Origin of the sequence: Roseovarius sp. AK1035, from assembly GCF_003288315.1 — a bacterium.
Taxonomy (GTDB): Bacteria; Pseudomonadota; Alphaproteobacteria; order Rhodobacterales; family Rhodobacteraceae; genus Roseovarius; species Roseovarius mucosus_A.
Genome location: NZ_CP030099.1, coordinates 2,395,877 through 2,414,975, shown reverse-complemented (window position 1 = coordinate 2,414,975; position 19,099 = coordinate 2,395,877). Strand labels below are relative to the sequence as shown.

The following is a 19,099-nucleotide window of genomic DNA, read 5'->3' as shown; positions in this document are numbered from 1 at the left end:
GCAAAGAATGACCACTGAGTACCAAATGCTGATCGACGGCGCATGGGTCGATGCCTCGGACGGTGGACGGTTCGAGAGCTTCAACCCCGCCACCGGTGAAATCTGGGCCACCGCCCCCGAGGCGACCGAGGCCGACGTGATCCGCGCCGTCGAGGCCGCGCATCGCGCCTGCTATGAGGGCCCATGGTCGCGCATGACCCCCACCCAACGCGGCCAATGCCTGCGCCGCTTGGGCGATCTTCTGGCCGAACAGAGCGAATCCTTGGGCGAGATCGAGACCCGCGATTCCGGCAAGATGTTCAAGGAAACCCGCTGGCAGGCCAAATATATCGCCGAATTCCTGCAGTTCTACGCCGGGGCCGCCGATAAGATCACCGGCGAAACCCTCCCCATCGACAAGCCGGATATGTTCGTCTTCACCCACCGCGAACCTTTGGGCGTGGTGGCCGCCATCGTACCGTGGAACTCCCAGCTGTTCCTCACGGCAGTCAAACTCGGCCCGGCCTTGGCCGCAGGCAACACGCTCGTGCTCAAAACCTCGGAACACGCCCCCGCCGTGATTCTCGAATTCGGGCGGCTCATTGCGCAGGCGGGCATCCCCGATGGCGTCGTCAATATCGTCACCGGCCACGGCGATCCCTGCGGTCGCGTGCTCACCTCGCATCCGCTTGTGGCAAGGATCAGCTTTACCGGCGGCCCGAACGCGGCGCGCCATGTGCTCACGAACTCCACCCAGAATTTCGCACAAGTCAGCCTTGAGTTGGGCGGCAAATCCCCCTTTGTCGTCCTTGACGATGCCGATATCGAAAGTGCCGTGAACGGCGCTGTCGCGGGCATTTTTGGCGCTTCGGGTCAAAGCTGCGTCGCAGGCTCGCGTCTGATTGTGCACGCCGATATCGCCGACGATTTCCTCACTCGCCTCAGCGCCATCGCCAGCCGCATCCGCATCGGCGATCCGATGGACGAGGCCACGCAAATGGGCCCCCTCTGCACCCGCGCGCAACTGGATCATATCGAGCGCGAGGTGGCCCATGCCCAGACCCAAGGCGCGCGCCTGATCTGCGGCGGCAAACGGTCTGCGGCGGGCGAGATGTTCTTTGAACCCACCATCCTCGATTGCCCCTCCCCCGACCTGCGCATCGTCGATACCGAGCTTTTCGGCCCAGTCCTCTCGGTCCTGCGCTTCAAAACCGAGGCCGAGGCGCTGACCCTCGCCAACGGCTCCGAGCATGGCCTTGCCGCAGGCATCTTTACCCGCGACAGCGCCCGCGCCCTGCGAATGTCGCGCGCCGTGCGCGCCGGTATCGTCTGGGTCAACACCTACCGCGCCATCAGCCCCATCGCCGAATTCGGCGGCACCAAATCCAGCGGCTATGGCCGCGAAAGCGGCTTTCAGGCGCTTTACGATTACACACGGCCCAAAACCGTCTGGATGAATATGTCCGACGATCCCATGGCCAATCCCTTTCAAATGCGCTGATCACAGGAGACCGGCATGAAATTCCACCTCGCAATCAATCTCGAACGGCTCGATCCCAGCGCCGACATGAAGGCCCTGCGCGACCACACGCTCGAAATGGTCCAAATGGCCGAGGCAGGCGGCTTTGAAATCGCTTGGGCCGCCGAACATCACGCGCTGGAAATGACCATCGCGCCGAACCCGTTTCAGATCCTGACATGGTGGGGCGAACATACCAGCCGCATCCGCTTGGGCGTGGGCGTGGTCAACGCCGCCTATTGGCACCCCATCCGGCTGGCTGGCGAGGCCGCGATGCTGGATCTTCTCAGCGACGGGCGGCTCGAATTCGGCATCGGCTCGGGTGCCTATCAGCGCGAATTCGACCGCATGATGCCGGGGCTCGCGCAGCCCGACAGCTGGCGCTACATGCAGGAATCGCTGCCCGTGGTGCAAAACCTCTGGGCGGGCGATTACGCCCATGACGGCGAATACTGGCAATTCCCCACCGCCACCTCCTGCCCCAAGCCGGTGCAATCCGAGGTTCCGATCTGGGTCGCCGCCCGCGCCCCCATCACCTTTGACTATGCCGTGGAACATGGCTGCGACATCATGAGCTGGCCGCTCACCATGCCGTTTTCCGAGGCCGAGAACTATCGCGCCCGGCTCGACGCCGCGATTGCCAAAAACGGCGGGCGCTATGACGGACGCTGGGCGCTCATGCGCCACACGGCGGTCTATGAAACCGAAGACGACCGGCAGGCCGCCTTGGCCGCGCTGCGCCGCGTGCTGGGCCAATTCGGCAACCTGATGATGAAACGCGGCGAAGTGGTCAATGGCTTCCCTGATCCCGTCCCCCTCGCGGAACTCGAGGGCAACGCCCGCACCGATCCCGCCATGCTCGAGGAAAATCTGGCCTTCGGCAGCCCCGAGACCGTGGCCGATAAAGTCCGCCAATACGAGGCGCTCGGCGTCGATGCCTTCATCTACTACGCATCCATGGGCCTTGATATGGAACGCCAAAAACGCTCGCTGCAACTCTTCATCGACAAGGTGATGCCGCAATTCGCCGAGCAAAGCATCGCCGCGGCAGAGTGATCCGCCAAGGCTGGTCTGTCAGGCATAAAGGGGAAAGTGGCGCGGTTGACGGGGCTCGAACCCGCGACCCCCGGCGTGACAGGCCGGTACTCTAACCAACTGAGCTACAACCGCGCGTGGGAGGCTGCATAAGCGCCCCCCGCGCGCCCGTCAATCCCAAAATCAGCCCCTTGCACGCCCCCCACCCACACGGCATCCTCTGACGGGGTGTAAGGGGCAGGGTATGAGTGACGCGGATAAGGCCTATGAGGCGGCACAGGCGAAGATTGAGGAGGCGCGGAAGGCGGGCAAGACTCAGATTTGGTTCGATGTGCCAGAGTGCTTTGCGCTCCGGCACATCCCGACTGAGATTGCCGATTTTACGGTCCTGACCCACGTTGGTTTCGACAACACCTGCATCACCGACCTCTCCCCGCTCAGCCCTCTCACAGGGCTGCAATACCTCTCCCTCAACCAAACCGGCGTCACCGACATCAGCCCGCTCAGCCCCCTCATCAGGCTGCAAAATCTCTATCTTACCAAAACCGGCGTCACTGACCTCGCCCCGCTCAGCCCCCTCACCGGGCTGCAATTCCTCTCCCTCTCCGAAACTGGCGTCACCAACCTCGCCCCGATCAGCAGGCTCATCGAACTAAAACGGCTAGACCTCGGCAAAACAGGTATCAAAGATGTTCATCCACTAAAGTCGCTGACTAACCTACAAATGCTTTGGCTCAACGAAACCACCGTCGAAGACATCAACCCACTAGAAACTTTAACTAGCCTGCAAATCCTGTCGTTGAACTCAACCAAAGTCAGTGATTTGCGTCCGCTCGGTGACCAAAAGAACACGCGAAAAAATCGCCTCATGGGCGTCGCTTATCGGAACACTCCAGCCACTGCATGCGATGCAGATCTCGCCCTACTATCGGAAATAGAGAACCCAGAAGTGCGCGCCTTTAAGACCCGCGCCTATCTGCGCAGCCTGCCGCCTTGGCCCGAGCCTTACACCCCCCGCGCCACCCCCGACGGCAGCCCGCCACAGCCGATCGGCGGAGGGGCGGACAATGTTTTACTACCAAAGGTGCGCACCTCAGAAGTTCAAATCCGCAACCTGCTGCGCCATGCGCTTGTAACGCGCGTTACGGCTGCACAACTTTCCGAACAGATCACTGATGCTCTGCGCCACGTGCCCGCCACCAACGGCAACGAGCTTGCGCCACCTCTGCAAATGATGGCCGAAATTGCCGAGGTATTGAGCGCCTTAGCTCAGGACGACGCTATCGACGCTGGTCGCGAGCGTGATCTGCGCCTGCGCATCCATCATCTCGAAGCGATTATCAAACGTCTGACTCAAGCTCTCAAGGATGAGCAACAGGCCCGCGCCGCCGCAGAAGCTTTGGCCATGAAAGACGGGTTTTGGCAGTCTTATCGTAAAAGCCTTGGTATTGCGGCTGGCGCAGGCACCATCGGCGTTATGGGTGTAGGTGTCCCGACCGCAGCGGTCTATTTTCTGGGGCTTGACCACCCGCTTGTTCAGGCATTTCTGACTGTGATGGGCAGGCTCCCCAAAGGATAACCCCCCAAACGCAAAAACCCCCGCCGGGGCGGGGGCCTTTGAGGGCTGCGGTGGCGCGGTTGACGGGGCTCGAACCCGCGACCCCCGGCGTGACAGGCCGGTACTCTAACCAACTGAGCTACAACCGCCCGCAGCACGATCAGGGGCGAACCCCCGACGTGTGGCGCTTCTATGACGGGGCTGCGCGCCCGTCAAGCGCTGGCTGGCGGAAATTTCAACTTTCCTATGCCCATCCCCCCGCGCCCAAATCGTGATCTCCGCAGCATCCCGAATAGTTTGATTTCCCCGCGCCGCCTTGGCACACTCTGCCCCAATAGCCCGGGGAGATGTCGATGCGGCCCATCCTATTGTCGATCCTGTGCCTGCTGCTTGCCGCGCCGGCAGGCGCCGCCCCCACCGGCACGTTCCGCCATGCGCATAACGTGGGCTTCGGCGCCCATTCGAGCCTTGATCCCGCCTCGCAGGGCCGCGTGCTCCAGATCATCGAGAAAATCCAGAGCCGCCTTGTGCGCCCCGGTCCCGGCGGCAAGCCTGCACCCGATCTCGCCACCTCTTGGACCCCCAATTCAGATGGCACCGTCTGGAGCTTTCAGATTCGCGACGGTGTGCGCTTTCACGATGGCAGCGCGCTGGATGCGGGCGATGTGGTCTATTCGATCAAGCGGGTGATTGACCCCGATTTCGGCAGCCCCGCCCGCGCCGCCGTCAAGATGATCACCCACATTGCCACCACCGGGCCGCTCAGCGTGGAACTGCGCCTTGACGCGCCCTTTGCCGATCTGCCGCTGCAATTGATGGACCCCCGCCTGCGGATCATCCCAGAAGGCTCGGGCGATACCATTCACCATTCCGGAATTGGCACCGGACCATTCAAGGTCGAGAAATTCGACCCAGACGGCATCACCACGCTGGTCGCCAATGAGGACTATTGGGAAGGCCCCCCCGCCCTCGCCCGAATCGAGGTGATCGGTGTGCCCGATGCCCAAGCCCGGCTTCAGGCGTTCCTCGGCGGACAGCTCGACATGGAGCGCGGCATCGCCCCCATGATGCGCCGCGCGCTTGATAAATCGCTGCGCTACCAACTCCTAGAGATCCCCACCGGCAACTGGATGGGTCTGGCCTTTCGCACCGATGTGCCACCCTTTGATGACCCCCGCGTGCGCGAGGCGCTGCACCTGACCGTCGACCGCGACGAGATGCTGCAACTGGCGCTGGATGGCGGCGGGGTGATTTCCTGCGACACGCCCGTGGCCCCCAATGACCAATACCGCGCCGAGATGGAGTGCCCCGCCAACCCCGAGCGTGCGCGCCAATTGCTCACCGAGGCAGGCTATCCCGATGGGGTCGATGTCGATGTGCATGTCTCTGCCCTTGATCCCAGCTGGCCGGTGATCGGTGTCGCGTTTCAGGAACAGGCCGCGCGCGCGGGCATCCGCGTCAACCTGATCAACGCCGCCGCCGATGGCTATTGGTCAAATGTCTGGATGAAAAAGGACGCGTTCAGCACCTCTTGGGGCGAACGCCCCGCCGATCAGGCGCTGAATGAGGCGTTTCACTCCACCGCCAAATGGAACGAGACTTTCTATAAGAATTCCAAATTCGACCAACTGCTCGAAACCGCCCGCGCCGAGCTTGATTTCAAACGCCGCCGCGCGCTCTATATCGAGGCGCAGGAATATCTGGCGATGAATTCCGGCACGATCATCCCCTTTCACGTCACGCAACTCGTGGTGCTCTCCAACCGCGTGACCCATTTCGATCCGGTGCCCAACGATGCGCTGCGCTGGCATCTGGTGACGGTGGTGGATTGAGGGGGATTTTCTCGGTCATCCGCAGCACTCAACCCGCGCGGAATCAAGGCGCGTAGCGCCGCCGCGCAGCGCCCGTCCGCCCCCCTCAATACGTCCCCGCCACATATTTCGCGATGGCCCCGCCCCGCGAATTCACGTCCAGTTTCTGGTAAATCGCCTTGAGGTAATATTTGACCGTATTCTCCGACAGGCCCAGCCGCGCTGAAATCTGGAAATTGGTCAACCCATCCACCAACAGCCCCAATATCTCATGCTCGCGCCGGGTCAGGCTATCGCCTTGCTCGCCCATCAACCGTTTGAGAATCTCGGCGGGCAGGATGCTGTGGCCTTCAACCAGATGGCCCAACACCCGCGGCAGACTGCTCAGAACCTGCCCCATCATACAAACCGAATGCGCCCCCGCCTTCACCGCCGTGCGGATAAAGGCAAACTCGGCCTCCTCGGCAACCACCACCACCATCACGCGCGGATGATCCCGCCGCAACATGTCCAACACCCGGCCCAGATCCGCATCCGCCAACCGAACCCCCAGCACCAGCACCACCCGCCCCGGCCGCTCACCCAGCGCCTTGCGCAGGCTGGCCAGATCGGTGGCAAAGGGGCCAAGCCGCACCGCCGCGATCTGCGCCACCAATGATCCCAGGCCCTGACAGACAATTGCCTGCCGGTCCGCCACGATCACCTCGGGCAGCTCCAATGCAGCGTCCTGAACGGTCGCGTCAATCATATCTCGCACAGTCTCCTCCTCCGGCCCCGCTATACAAGACCAAGGAACGTCCTGAAATCAAACGATTTTTCAGAATGCAACGGCATACCGCCGCGCCCCCATCGGGTAGGGCACCCCTACCCGCCGGGGCAATCAGCCCCCCGCATGGCCGCGTTTTTCCATGCGCGCGGGCATTACGGCATGCTCCACCGCCCCGCATAAAGGGCCAAGCCAAGAGGAGGACAATCATGAACGGCCATTCGCATCTTTTCATTCCCGGACCCACCAATGTACCCGAGGAGGTGCGCCGCGCGATGAATATCCCGATGGAGGATATGCGCGCGCCGGATTTCGGCGATTTTATCCTGCCGCTGCTCTCGGACCTGAAAAAGGTGTTCCGCCTGACCCATGGCCGCGTGTTTGTCTACCCGACCTCCGGCACCGGCGCTTGGGAGGCCGCGATTTCCAACACGCTCAACACCGGCGACCGCGTGCTCATGTCACGGTTTGGCCAGTTCTCAATGCTTTGGGTTGATATGGCCGAGCGTTTGGGCCTCGACGTGGACCTCTGCGAGGTGGATTGGGGCAAGGGCGTGCCGGTCGAGGATTACGCCGCCAAACTGACCGCCGATAAAGAGCACAAGATCAAGGCGGTCTTTGCCACCCATAACGAGACAGCCACCGGCGTCACCTCCAACATCGCCGCCATTCGCGCCGCGATGGATGCGGCCAACCACCCCGCACTTCTCTTTGTCGATGGCGTCAGCTCGATCGGCTCGATTGAATTCGAGATGGAGGATTGGGGCGTCGACCTCGCCGTCGCAGGCTCGCAAAAAGGCTTCATGCTGCCCGCCGGTCTTGGTCTCTTGGGCGTCAGCGACAAGGCGCTCGCCGCCCATGAGCACGCAAAAATGCCCCGCTGCTACTTCAGCTTTGCCGATATGATCAAGCTGAACGACACCGGCTATTTCCCCTACACCCCCGCCACCCAACTCCTGCGCGGATTGCGCTGCTCGCTCGATATGCTGCTGGCGGCAGGAATGGAAAGCGTCTGGGACCGTCACCACCGCCTCGCTTCGGGCGTACGTGCCGCGATTGCCGAATGGCAGGGTTGCCGCCTTGTGGCGCATGGTCCGGAATGGCATTCCGATACCGTGTCGGCCATCTATGCCCCCGAGGGCGTCGATGCCCGCGACGTGATCGCCACCGCCTATCACAAGTATCAGACCTCGCTTGGCTCTGGCCTTGCCAAACTGGCCGGTCGCGCCTTTCGCATCGGTCACTTGGGTTCGCTCAACCCGGTGATGCTCTGCGGTGCCATATCGGCGGCTGAAATGGCGCTGCGCGATGCCGGGGCTGTGATCGAACCGGGCTGTGGCATCGCCGCCGCTCAGGAACATTTCCGCGCCTCCACCCCCACAATGCAGGTGCGCGTCGCACCCGCCCGCGCCGCCTGATCGGACATCTTTATGAGCTACACGCTTCACCCGCTGAAAAAGCAACGCCTGCAACGCTCGGAACTCGCCGTTCCCGGCTCCAGCCCCTCGATGATCGACAAGGCGGCGGACTCGGATGTCGACTACATCTTCTTTGACCTAGAGGATGCCGTCGCCCCCCCGGACAAGGTGCAGGCCCGCGCCAATATCATTCAGGCCCTCAACGACATCGACTGGAAAGCCAAGGGCAAGACCATTTCGATCCGCATCAACGGCCTTGATACCCATTACATGTATCGCGACGTGGTCGAGATTGTGGAACAGGCGGGCCAACATCTCGACACCATCCTCGTCCCCAAGGTGGGCGTGCCCGCCGATCTCTACACCGTCGAAACCATGGTCAGCCAGATCGAGACGGCGATGGGCTTTACCCATCAGATCGGCCTTGAGGCGCTGATTGAAACCGCCCTCGGCATGGCCAATGTCGAGGCGATCGCCTCGGCCCCCGGACGGCTCGAGGCGCTGCATTTTGGCGTGGCCGATTATGCCGCCTCCAACCGCGCCCGCACCGTGGTCATCGGCGGCCTCAACCCCGATTATCCCGGTGACCAGTGGCATTTCGCCCTCAGCCGCATGACCGTCGCCTGCCGCGCGTATGGCCTGCGCGCTATCGACGGCCCGTTTGGCGATTTCTCCGACCCTGACGGCTATACGCTCAGCGCAAAACGCGCCGCCACCCTGGGCATCGAGGGGAAATGGGCCATCCACCCCAGCCAGATCGCGCTCGCCAATGATGTCTTCTCGCCCCCCGAGGCCGAAGTCACCCGCGCCCGCCGCATCATCGAAGAACTGCGCAAGGCCGAGGCCCAAGGCAAAGGGGCCGCGAGCCTTGATGGCAAGATGATCGACGCCGCATCCGAGCGTATGGCCAACAACGTCATCAGCGTCGCCGACGCCATCGCCGCCAAAGGCTGAGGGCCAACCAAAAAGGCCAACCACGATAGGGAGGACTACCAAATGGATATCCACGAATTCCAAGCCAAGGAACTCTTGAAACGCTTTGGCGTGCAGGTGCCGCGCGGCGGCATCGCCTATAGCCCCGAACAGGCGGTCTACCGCGCCTCGGAACTGTCCGGCGACCGTTGGGTGGTCAAGGCCCAGATCCACTCCGGCGCGCGCGGCAAGGCAGGCGGCGTGCGCATCTGCAAAAACGAGACCGAGATTTCCGAGGCCGCACAATGGATGCTCGGGCGCATGCTCGTCACCCATCAGACCGGCCCCCAAGGGAAACTCGTCAGCCGCCTCTATATCGAAGAGGCCACCAGCATCGCCCAGGAAATCTATCTGGCCTTCGTGATGGACCGTAAAGAAGAGCGCGTTGTCGTCGTGGCCTCAGGCCAAGGCGGCATGGAGATCGAAGAGATTTCCGCGCAAGAACCTGAATCCATCATCCGCTCCGTGGTCGATCCAGCCGTGGGCATGCAGGCGTTTCAGGCCCGCGAGATTGCCTTTTCCCTGGGCCTTGATGCCGCCCTCATCCCGCAGGCGGTCAAGACCATCATCGGCTGTTACCGCATGATGGAGGAAACCGACGCCAATATGGTGGAAATCAACCCGCTCGTCGTCACCACCTCGGGCGAGATCATGGCGCTCGACGCCAAGGTCAGCTTTGATGACAACGCCCTTTTCCGCCGCCCCGAAATCTCGGAACTCCGCGACAAAAGCCAAGAGGACTCGCGCGAAACCTTCGCCTCTGACCGCGGCCTCAACTACATCGGTCTGACCGGCGAAATCGGCTGTATCGTCAACGGCGCGGGTCTCGCCATGGCGACGCTCGACATGATCAAGATGGCGGGCGGCGAACCGGCCAACTTTCTCGACGTGGGCGGCGGGGCCAGCCCCGATAGGGTGCTGATGTCCTTCAACGCCGTACTCAACGACCGCAACGTCGAGGCGATCTTGGTCAATATCTTCGCAGGCATCAACCGCTGCGACTGGATCGCCGAGGGCGTGATCCGCGCAGTGCGCGAATTGAACCTCACCCTGCCCCTCGTCGTGCGCCTCTCGGGCACCAATGTCGAAGAGGGCCGCCGCCTCATCGCCGACAGCGGCCTGCCGATCCTGACCGCCGAAACACTGGCCGAGGCCGCCGATCTGGTGGTCCGCGCCTGGTCCGACACCAAAAACACCGTCAAGGGAGCCGCATGATGGCCATTATCATCGACAAGAACAGTCGCGTGCTCGTGACCGGCCTCACCGGCCGCATCGGCAGCTTTCATACGCAGGACATGATCAACCACGGCACCAACGTCGTGGGCGGCGTGACACCGGGCAAGGGCGGCACCAAACATAACGGCCTGCCCGTTTTCAACACCGTCAAAGGTGCTGTGGCAGAAACCGGTGCCGATCTCGTGATCTGCTTCGTCCCGCCCCCCTTTGCCGCCGACAGCATCATGGAAGCGGCGGATGCAGGCATCACCACCTGCGTCTGCATCGCCGATGGCATCCCCGCCAGCGACATGATCAAGGTCAAGCGCTACATGCGCCGCTACAAGGCAGAAAAGCGCATGCGCCTCATCGGCCCCAACTGCGCGGGCATCATCACCCCCGGTCAGGCCTTTGCCGGCCTCATGCCGCCGCATATCTACAAACCGGGCCGGGTGGGCATCATCGGGCGGTCGGGCACCTTGGGATACGAGGCCGCCAGCCAGATGAAAGAGCGTGGCATCGGTGTGTCCACCTCCGTCGGCATCGGCGGCGATCCGATCAACGGCTCCTCCTTCCGCGACATTCTGGAGTTGTTCGAGAATGACGAGGGCACCGATGCCGTGGTCATGGTCGGCGAAATCGGCGGCCCGCAAGAGGCCGAAGCCGCCGCTTACATCCGCGACCATATGAGCAAGCCGGTGGCGGCCTATATCGCCGGTCTCTCGGCCCCCAAAGGTCGGCGCATGGGCCATGCCGGGGCGATCGTGTCGGCCTTCGGCGAATCGGCGCAAGAAAAGGTCGAGATCCTCTCCGAGGCGGGTGTCACAATCGTCCCGACCCCCTCCTCCTTTGGCGAGGTGGTCGCGCGGATGGTCGCCTGATCCGCCCGACCTTGGGGCCGCTTCTCCCTGTGGCGGCCCCGACCCTTCCCGGACCTTACAAAATCAGGTGTAGAACATTACAAACCTTACAGGCTTGCACCCGCCAAACCCCGCCCCTAGGCTGCCGACAATTCCAGCTACAGGTGCCCGATGCGCGCAGCCCTCCTGACCCGCTACAATACCCCCACCGACATCACCGAAGTGCCCGATCCCGACTGTCCCCGTGACGGCGCGATCATCGCTGTGCGCGCCTGCGGTGTGTGCCGCTCTGATCATCACGCGTGGAAAGGCGCCGATCCCGATGTCATCCTGCCGCATGTCATGGGGCATGAATTCGCGGGCGAAGTCCTTGAAATCGGGCCAGAATGTCGGGCCTTCGCCGTGGGTGACCGGGTCACGGCCCCGTTCATTCTGGGGTGCGGCACCTGCCCCGATTGCCGGGGCGGAGAGCCCACAATCTGCAATCACCAACAGGTGATCGGCTTTACCGGCTGGGGGGCCTTTGCGGAACGTCTCGCCATTCCGCGCGCCGATTTCAACCTCGTGCGCCTGCCCGATACGATGGGCTATGCCGCCGCCGCTGGCATGGGATGCCGCGTCACCACGGCCTTTCGCGCCGTCGTGGATCGCGCAAAAACTCAACCCGGTGAATGGCTTAGCGTCCACGGCTGCGGTGGCGTCGGTCTCTCGGCCATCATGATCGGCGCAGCCATCGGGGCCCGTGTTCTGGCCATCGACGTCAACCCCGAGGCGCTGCGCATCGCCAAATCCCTCGGCGCGACAGCCACACTTGATGCCAGCCAATCCCCAGATGTCGGTGCCGCCGTGCGCGACGTGACCGACGGCGGCGCGCATGTCTCCCTCGACGCGCTCGGGATCACGGACACCTTTCACAACTCTTTGAAAAGCCTTCGCAAAATGGGGCGTCACGTTCAAATCGGCATGCCCCTTGGCCGCCACGCCACACCCGAATTGCCCCTGTTAGAGCTGGTCTATTCCCGCCAGATCACGTTGCACGGCACCCGTGGCATGGGGGCTGACCGCTTCGCCCCCCTCTTCGCCATGATCTCCGCCGGGCATCTCGACCCTGAACGCCTGATCACCCAACGCATCGGATTATCGGGACTTAACAATGCCTTGATCGCAATGGACGGCTTTCAGGGCTATGGCGTCACCGTGGTCGACCAGTTAAGCGCCTGATTCGCCTTAGTTTCGCCACAATCGCGCCCTAACCGCGCCGTGAAACTTACCGATCCTGTAAGGATAATCAAAGGCCAAGCCGTTCAAGGTTTGCCACCCCATAATGGAGCAGTCCCATGCCACAGGCCACCCCCCCGACATCCGGGGCCAAATCCGCGCCCCCGCAACCCTCTGCGCGACCGCAGCCCAAACCAAATGCCGCGCCGGTCTATCAGGACTACGCAAGCATATAAAAGAAAAAGGCCGCATCCCAACAGGATACGGCCCTTTCTTTATCTATCGCCTTAAGATCAGCCGACCAGTTCGAGACCCGAAAAGAAATAGGCGATCTCGACCGCTGCAGTCTCTGCCGCATCCGAACCGTGGACAGAATTTTCACCGACCGACTCGGCGAATTCCGCACGGATCGTGCCCGCTGCAGCATCCGCAGGATTGGTTGCGCCCATCACTTCGCGGTTCTTGGCCACAGCGCCCTCGCCTTCCAGAACCTGCACCACAACCGGGCCAGACGCCATGAATTCGCACAGTTCACCGTAGAAGGGGCGCTCTTTGTGCACGGCATAGAAAACACCCGCTTGTTCCGGTGTCAGTTGAATGCGCTTCTGCGCGACGATGCGCAGACCTGCATCCTCGAACTTGGCATTGATCTTGCCGGTCAGGTTGCGCTTGGTCGCGTCGGGTTTGATAATGCTCAGCGTGCGTTCAACAGCCATTTCAGCCTCTTTTCCGTAGGTTCCACCGGCCCGGCCCCTTGCCCGACCGCGTTTGATCGCGGGTCCGATAACATGCACACCGCGCCTTGAAAAGCCGCGATTGACGGCGGCGCGCACATACGGCATGCGGGGGCCATGTTGCACATAGATGATATCACCTATTCGGTCGCGGGCCGAACCCTGATCGAGAGCGCCTCTGCCTCTATCCCCGATGGCCACAAGGTTGGCATCGTGGGCCGCAATGGCACGGGCAAAACCACCCTATTCCGCCTGATCCGGGGCGAATTGGCACTGGAAGGTGGCAGCATCAGCCTGCCGTCGCGCGCGCGCATCGGCGGCGTGGCCCAAGAGGTGCCCGGAAACGAGGTGTCACTGGTCAACACCGTTCTGAGCTATGACACGGAACGTGCTGAACTCATGGAAGAATCCGAGCGCTCGACCGATGGCGCGCGGATCGCCGAAATCCAGACGCGGCTCGCAGATATCGACGCTTGGTCCGCCGAGGCGCGCGCCTCTAGCATCCTCAAAGGACTGGGGTTTACCGACGAAGAACAGCTTATGCCCTGCTCCGCCTTTTCTGGTGGCTGGCGGATGCGCGTGGCCTTGGCAGGTGTGCTTTTCTCGCAACCCGACCTCTTGCTGCTGGACGAACCCACCAACTATCTCGACCTTGAAGGCGCGCTGTGGCTTGAAACCTACCTCGCGCGCTATCCCCATACGGTGCTCATCATCAGCCATGATCGCGGGCTTTTGAACCGCGCTGTGGGCTCGATCCTGCATCTTGAGGATAAAAAACTCACGCTTTATCAAGGCGGTTACGAGACTTTCGCCGAAACCCGTGCCGCCCGTCTCGCCGCTGCCGCCTCTGAGGCGAAAAAGCAAGACGCCCGCCGCGCGCATCTCCAGAGCTTTGTCGACCGCTTCCGCGCCAAGGCGAGCAAGGCCGTGCAGGCACAATCCCGCCTCAAGATGATTGCCAAACTCAAGCCGATCACAACACCGCAAGAGGCAGCACTCAAACGCTTTACCTTTCCCACGCCCGAAGAGCTGTCACCGCCCATCCTGCGGATCGAGAGCGGATCGGTTGGGTATGATGGCGTGCCGGTGCTGCGGCGGCTGAACCTGCGGATCGACCAAGATGACCGGATCGCGCTCTTGGGGCGCAATGGTGAAGGGAAATCTACTCTTTCCAAGCTCTTGGCAGGCAAACTTGACCCAATTGAAGGCCAGATTCACAAAGCCTCAAAGCTGCGCGTCGGCTATTTTGCGCAGCATCAGGTCGAGGAATTGCACCTTGATGAAACCCCAATTGACCACATCCGCCGCCTGCGCCCGGAAGAGGCACCCGCGAAACTGCGGGCGCGTTTGGGCGGATTTGGAATCGGGGCCGAACAGGCCGAAACGCTGGTCGGCAAGCTTTCGGGCGGGCAAAAGGCGCGGCTATCGCTGATGCTGGCCACGCTCGATGCGCCGCATATGCTGATTCTCGATGAACCGACCAACCACCTTGATATCGAAAGCCGTGAGGCCCTTGTTGAGGCGCTGACCGCCTATTCCGGCGCGATCATTCTGGTCAGCCATGATATGCACCTGCTGGGGCTGGTGGCGGATCGCCTGTGGCTGGTACGGGACGGTGCTGTGGCCCCCTATGAGGGTGATCTGGAAAGCTATCGCGCCATGCTGCTCAGCGGCTCGGACACCGAAAAGCCAAGTGAAAAACCCAAGGAAATCAAGGTCAAAAAGCCCTCGCGCGATGCGATCCTCAAGCTGCGACAAGATGTGAAACGCTGCGAAGAGCGCATCGCCAAGCTGCAGGACATGGAGAGCAAGGTCGCCGCGAAATTGGCCGATCCCGCGATCTACGATGACATCCACGGGCTGACCCAATGGCAAAAGAAATACGCCGAGATCGAGGATGGCCTGTCTTTGGCTGAGACCCTCTGGATGGAGGCATTGGAGCGGCTGGAAACGGCAGAGCGCTGATCGCCCTTACGAGCATCTACCTTTGCGGGCACTCAGGTTTTCGGATCAGGGGACTTTACCCTTGGCATTTCAGCCTGAAAATGGTGCAAGACCCTTATGGATACTGCGTTTCTCATCACGGCCTTTGTCACGCTCTTCGTGATCATTGATCCTATCGGGATGACACCGCTCTTTGTGGCGCTGACCCAAGGGATGAGCACGGCGCGACGGCGCGCGATTGCCATTCGGGCCTGCGTCACCTCTGCGCTGTTGCTCATCCTGTTTGCTGCGCTTGGCGAGGCGGTGTTGGGCTTTATCGGCATTTCGATGCCTGCGTTTCGCATTGCAGGTGGTTTGCTGCTGTTTCTCACGGCGCTCGACATGCTTTTTGAGCGGCGCGGACAGCGGCGCAAAGGACAGGCCGACGCGGCCGAAGAAGACGACAGCGACGATCCGTCGATTTTTCCCATCGCGATCCCGCTCATTGCCGGGCCGGGGTCGATTGCAACGGTGATCCTATTGGCTGGGCAAAAGCCGGGGGCAGAGGGGCTACTCTGGGTCATCGGTGTTATGCTGTCGGTCATCGCCTTGGTTTTCGTGATGTTTCTGACCTCTGGTCTGTTAGAGCGCGCCCTTGGCAAGGTAGGGATCAACGTGGTGACACGGCTCTTGGGCATGCTGCTGGCGGCGCTTGCCGTACAATTCGTGCTTGATGGCTTGCGCGGCTTTGGTTTGGCTGGCTGAGCGCCTATATAGCGGCCATGCAGGATTTTGATTTCGCCCGACTGACCTATCTCATGATCCTTGGATCAGTGCTTTTGGTTTGGTTTGTGGCTCAGAACCGCGCGTCCTTGGGCAAATTGGCGCAGCAGGCGTTGATCTGGGGTCTTATCTTTGTTGGTGCCTTGGCGGCGGTGGGCCTCTGGGAGGATATTCGCCAGACGGTGCGCCCAATGCAAAGCGTCGTCGCGGGCGACCGGATCGAAGTGCCGCGCGCGCCGGACGGGCATTACTACCTAACCGTCGAGATCGAGGGCGTGCCTGTGCGGTTTGTCGTCGATACTGGGGCCAGTCAGATCGTGCTGAGCCAAAGTGACGCTGAACGGATCGGGCTTGATACCAAGAGTTTGGCCTATCTGGGCCGTGCCTATACCGCCAATGGCGAGGTGCGCACAGCGACGGTGCGTCTTGAAAGCCTCGCGGTCGGGCCGGTGCGGCATGAAAATCTGCGGGCCGTGGTCAATCAGGGCGAAATGGGCCAGTCTCTGTTGGGGATGGAGTATCTGCAACGCTTTTCCAGCATCGAGATTACTGGCGGACGTCTTGTGCTGACCCGCTGAACAAAGTGTAACGCCCCGACTAAGAGCCGGGGCGCTGATCTTTAGGCCAACATGACCATCGGATTTTCAAGGTTCTCGACGATTTTCGTCAAAAGCTCCGCACCAAGTGCGCCGTCGATCACCCGGTGATCCACCGAGAGCGTCACCGACATGACCGTGGCCACGGTCAATTCGCCATCCTTGCCCACCACCGGCTTTTTCAGCCCTGCGCCAACGGCAAGGATCGCACCATGCGGCGGGTTGATGACGGCATCGAAATTCTCGATTCCGAACATGCCAAGGTTGGAAATCGCAAAGGTGCCGCCCTGATATTCCTGTGGTGCCAACTTGCGGTCACGGGCGCGTTTGGCGAGGTCTTTCATCTCTGCCGATAGCGCCGAAAGAGATTTCATCTCGGCGTCCTTTAGAACCGGCGTAAAGAGCCCACCTTCAATGGCCACCGCCACCGCCACGTCAGAGGGTTTCAGGCGCAGCACCTTGTCACCGGCCCAGACGGCATTGGCATCCGGCACCGCCTGAAGGGCAAGCGCACAGGCTTTGATGATAAAGTCATTGACCGACAGCTTGACGCCCCGTGGCTCTAACTGTTTGTTCAGCTCCGCGCGGAATTTCATCAGTGCATCAAGGCGGATTTCACGCCGCAGGTAGAAATGCGGCACGGTTTGCTTGGCCTCGGTCAGGCGCGCAGCAATGGTCTTGCGCATGCCGTCGAGCTTGACCTCTTCATAGGCGCGGCCCTGATACATGGCAACCACGGCATCCGACGACGGACCAGAAGGGGCTGCAGCGGGTGCCGGGGTTGCAGCCTTGCTTGCCGGAGCCTCGGCAGCGCTTGCAACGGGGGCAGCGCCAGCCTTGGCCCCTTCCACATCCGCCTTGACAATCCGGCCATGCGGGCCCGAACCGGTGATGCCTGCCAGATCAATCCCCTTGTCTGCCGCGATGCGACGCGCAAGCGGCGAGGCGAAAATGCGATCCCCATCGCCCGTTTTCGGCGCGGCGGGGGCAGGTTTGGCCGCAACTTCGGCTTGCGGCGTGGCCTCGGCCTGTTTGGCTGCCGGAGCCTCGGCCTTGGCCGGGGCGCTGGATATATCCGCAGCGCTTTCGCCCTCATCCAGCATCACCGCGATGGGGGTGTTGACCTTGACCCCTTCGGTGCCTTCGGCCACCAGGATCTTGCCAACAACGCCCTCTTCCACTGCCTCGAATTCCATCGTGGCCTTGTCAGTCTCAATCTCGGCCAAGAGATCGCCCGCAGAAACGGTATCCCCCTCTTTGACCAGCCATTTGGCCAGCGTGCCCTCTTCCATCGTGGGCGAGAGGGCGGGCATCAGAATTTCGGTTGCCATCTTAGGGTCTCCCTCAGCGATAGGTCACTTGGCGAACGGCGTCGATCACCTCTTGGGTAGAGGTCAGCGCCAGCTTTTCCAGATTGGCGGCATAGGGCATCGGCACATCCTTACCCGTGCAGTTGATGACCGGCGCATCGAGATAGTCGAACGCCTTTTGCATCAGCACGGCCGAGATATGGTTGCCGATTGAGGCCACCGGCCAGCCTTCTTCCACCGTCACGCAACGATTGGTTTTCATCACAGAGGCGATGACCGTATCCGTATCCATCGGGCGCAGCGTGCGCAGGTCGATCACCTCGGCGCTGATCCCATCCTCGGCCAGTTTCTCGGCGGCCTCTAGCGCATAGGTCATGCCGATACCAAAGCTGACGATGGTCACATCCGTGCCTTCTCGCCATATCTTGGCCTTGCCGAAGGGGATGGTGAAATCATCGAGCTTGGGAACTTCAAACGAGCGGCCATAGAGGATTTCATTTTCAAGAAACACCACCGGGTTGGGATCGCGAATGGCGGTTTTCAACAGGCCCTTGGCATCCGCCGCCGAATAAGGCTGCACCACGCGCAGACCGGGCACTTGGGCGTACCACGCCGCGTAATCCTGGCTGTGCTGCGCGCCGACACGCGCGGCGGCCCCGTTGGGACCACGGAACACGATCGGGCTGCCCATCTGACCACCAGACATATAAAGCGTCTTGGCCGCAGAGTTGATGATCTGGTCAATCGCCTGCATGGCAAAGTTCCACGTCATGAATTCGACGATGGGCCGCAAGCCCCCCCAAGACGCGCCAACACCTATCCCGGCAAAGCCATGCTCGGTGATCGGCGTGTCAATCACGCGCTTGGCACCGAATTCCTCGAGCAGGTTCTGGGTGATCTTATAGGCCCCCTGATACTCGGCAACCTCTTCCCCCATGACAAACACCGTGTCGTCACGGCGCATTTCCTCGGCCATGGCAGTGTTCAGCGCTTCGCGCACTGTCATGGTCTGCATTTCGGTGCCTTCAGGCCAATCGGGGCTGGTATTCGCTTTCGGTGCCTCAGGAGCCTTGGCAGTAGCAGGGGCAGCTTTCGGGGCGGGGGCGGCCTCGGGTGCCTTGGCGGCGGGGGCACTTGCCACGTCTTCGGCGCTCTCGCCATCCTCCAGCATCACGGCGATGGGGGTATTGACCTTGACGCCTTCGCTGCCCTCGGCGATCAGGATTTTGCCCATCACGCCCTCATCGACCGCCTCGAATTCCATCGTGGCCTTGTCAGTTTCAATCTCGGCGAGGATATCACCAGCTTTGACGGTATCGCCTTCTTTAACCAGCCATTTGGCCAGTGTGCCTTCTTCCATGGTCGGAGAGAGGGCGGGCATCAGGATTTCGGTTGCCATTGT

16 protein-coding genes and 2 tRNA genes are annotated in these 19,099 nt (G+C 61.7%); 12 read left to right on the top strand and 6 right to left on the bottom strand.

Annotation, left to right across the window (positions count from 1 at the left end; genetic code table 11):
* Positions 1 to 7 precede the first annotated feature (7 nt).
* Together RAK1035_RS11525 and RAK1035_RS11520 are read left to right on the top strand one after the other, a co-directional pair.
* A complete protein-coding gene (locus tag RAK1035_RS11525; protein ID WP_037297189.1) occupies positions 8 to 1,480 on the top strand; it encodes an aldehyde dehydrogenase in 1,473 nt (490 codons plus the stop codon).
* Positions 1,481 to 1,495: 15 nt separating this feature from the next.
* Positions 1,496 to 2,554, top strand: coding sequence for an LLM class flavin-dependent oxidoreductase (locus RAK1035_RS11520; RefSeq protein WP_008280162.1), 1,059 nt, complete (start codon positions 1,496 to 1,498; stop codon positions 2,552 to 2,554).
* Between the two features lie 37 nt (positions 2,555 to 2,591).
* On the opposite strand, the gene RAK1035_RS11515 is transcribed toward RAK1035_RS11520, so the two are convergent.
* A tRNA-Asp gene (locus RAK1035_RS11515) sits at positions 2,592 to 2,668 on the bottom strand.
* A gap of 109 nt (positions 2,669 to 2,777) precedes the next feature.
* Between RAK1035_RS11515 and RAK1035_RS11510 the strand changes: the two genes are divergently transcribed.
* Positions 2,778 to 4,112: a leucine-rich repeat domain-containing protein gene (locus tag RAK1035_RS11510; protein ID WP_008280161.1), complete on the top strand. Its 1,335-nt coding sequence runs from the start codon at positions 2,778 to 2,780 to the stop codon at positions 4,110 to 4,112.
* Between the two features lie 51 nt (positions 4,113 to 4,163).
* Here the strand turns inward: RAK1035_RS11510 and RAK1035_RS11505 are convergent.
* Positions 4,164 to 4,240: transfer RNA gene (locus tag RAK1035_RS11505), tRNA-Asp, on the bottom strand.
* Between the two features lie 204 nt (positions 4,241 to 4,444).
* Between RAK1035_RS11505 and RAK1035_RS11500 the strand changes: the two genes are divergently transcribed.
* Positions 4,445 to 5,923, top strand: a complete 1,479-nt coding sequence (locus RAK1035_RS11500) for an ABC transporter substrate-binding protein (RefSeq protein ID WP_254683677.1) — start codon at positions 4,445 to 4,447, stop codon at positions 5,921 to 5,923.
* An 85-nt stretch (positions 5,924 to 6,008) separates the two neighbouring features.
* On the opposite strand, the gene RAK1035_RS11495 is transcribed toward RAK1035_RS11500, so the two are convergent.
* Positions 6,009 to 6,650, bottom strand: a complete 642-nt coding sequence (locus RAK1035_RS11495) for a helix-turn-helix transcriptional regulator (protein WP_008280159.1) — start codon at positions 6,648 to 6,650, stop codon at positions 6,009 to 6,011.
* Positions 6,651 to 6,877: 227 nt separating this feature from the next.
* Here RAK1035_RS11495 and RAK1035_RS11490 point away from each other — a divergent pair, with 227 nt between their 5' ends.
* The 5 genes from RAK1035_RS11490 (at position 6,878) to RAK1035_RS11470 (ending at position 12,354) form a co-directional block, all read left to right on the top strand.
* Positions 6,878 to 8,086, top strand: a complete 1,209-nt coding sequence (locus tag RAK1035_RS11490) for a pyridoxal-phosphate-dependent aminotransferase family protein (RefSeq protein WP_008280158.1) — start codon at positions 6,878 to 6,880, stop codon at positions 8,084 to 8,086.
* Between the two features lie 12 nt (positions 8,087 to 8,098).
* Positions 8,099 to 9,040: an HpcH/HpaI aldolase/citrate lyase family protein gene (locus RAK1035_RS11485; RefSeq protein ID WP_008280157.1), complete on the top strand. Its 942-nt coding sequence runs from the start codon at positions 8,099 to 8,101 to the stop codon at positions 9,038 to 9,040.
* Between the two features lie 42 nt (positions 9,041 to 9,082).
* Positions 9,083 to 10,273, top strand: coding sequence for a malate--CoA ligase subunit beta (locus RAK1035_RS11480; RefSeq protein ID WP_008280156.1), 1,191 nt, complete (start codon positions 9,083 to 9,085; stop codon positions 10,271 to 10,273).
* On the top strand, positions 10,273 to 11,154 hold the full coding sequence (gene sucD, locus RAK1035_RS11475) for a succinate--CoA ligase subunit alpha (protein WP_198133574.1): 882 nt from the start codon (positions 10,273 to 10,275) through the stop codon (positions 11,152 to 11,154). Before RAK1035_RS11480 ends, sucD begins: the two co-directional genes overlap by 1 nt.
* Positions 11,155 to 11,304: 150 nt before the next feature.
* On the top strand, positions 11,305 to 12,354 hold the full coding sequence (locus tag RAK1035_RS11470; RefSeq protein ID WP_008280154.1) for a zinc-dependent alcohol dehydrogenase family protein: 1,050 nt from the start codon (positions 11,305 to 11,307) through the stop codon (positions 12,352 to 12,354).
* 290 nt (positions 12,355 to 12,644) lie between these two features.
* Here RAK1035_RS11470 and ndk read toward each other — a convergent pair whose 3' ends face one another.
* Entirely contained in the window at positions 12,645 to 13,067 is a 423-nt protein-coding gene (gene ndk / locus RAK1035_RS11465) for a nucleoside-diphosphate kinase (RefSeq protein WP_008280153.1), read from the bottom strand.
* A 135-nt stretch (positions 13,068 to 13,202) separates the two neighbouring features.
* Between ndk and RAK1035_RS11460 the strand changes: the two genes are divergently transcribed.
* The 3 genes from RAK1035_RS11460 (at position 13,203) to RAK1035_RS11450 (ending at position 16,369) form a co-directional block, all read left to right on the top strand.
* Positions 13,203 to 15,050 (top strand): ABC-F family ATP-binding cassette domain-containing protein, encoded by a 1,848-nt coding sequence (locus RAK1035_RS11460; RefSeq protein WP_008280152.1) that lies wholly within the window; start codon positions 13,203 to 13,205, stop codon positions 15,048 to 15,050.
* Between the two features lie 96 nt (positions 15,051 to 15,146).
* A complete protein-coding gene (locus RAK1035_RS11455; RefSeq protein ID WP_008280151.1) occupies positions 15,147 to 15,773 on the top strand; it encodes a MarC family protein in 627 nt (208 codons plus the stop codon).
* Positions 15,774 to 15,790: 17 nt separating this feature from the next.
* Positions 15,791 to 16,369 carry a TIGR02281 family clan AA aspartic protease gene (locus RAK1035_RS11450; RefSeq protein WP_008280150.1) on the top strand — a complete coding sequence of 193 codons (579 nt, stop codon included), beginning with the start codon at positions 15,791 to 15,793 and terminating at the stop codon, positions 16,367 to 16,369.
* Positions 16,370 to 16,410: 41 nt separating this feature from the next.
* Here RAK1035_RS11450 and RAK1035_RS11445 read toward each other — a convergent pair whose 3' ends face one another.
* On the bottom strand, positions 16,411 to 17,718 hold the full coding sequence (locus RAK1035_RS11445) for a pyruvate dehydrogenase complex dihydrolipoamide acetyltransferase (RefSeq protein ID WP_008280149.1): 1,308 nt from the start codon (positions 17,716 to 17,718) through the stop codon (positions 16,411 to 16,413).
* 13 nt (positions 17,719 to 17,731) lie between these two features.
* The gene (locus tag RAK1035_RS11440) at positions 17,732 to 19,096 is read right to left on the bottom strand and encodes a pyruvate dehydrogenase complex E1 component subunit beta (protein WP_008280148.1); all 1,365 of its coding nucleotides are present in this window, start codon (positions 19,094 to 19,096) and stop codon (positions 17,732 to 17,734) included.
* Between the last annotated feature and the right edge of the window lie 3 nt (positions 19,097 to 19,099).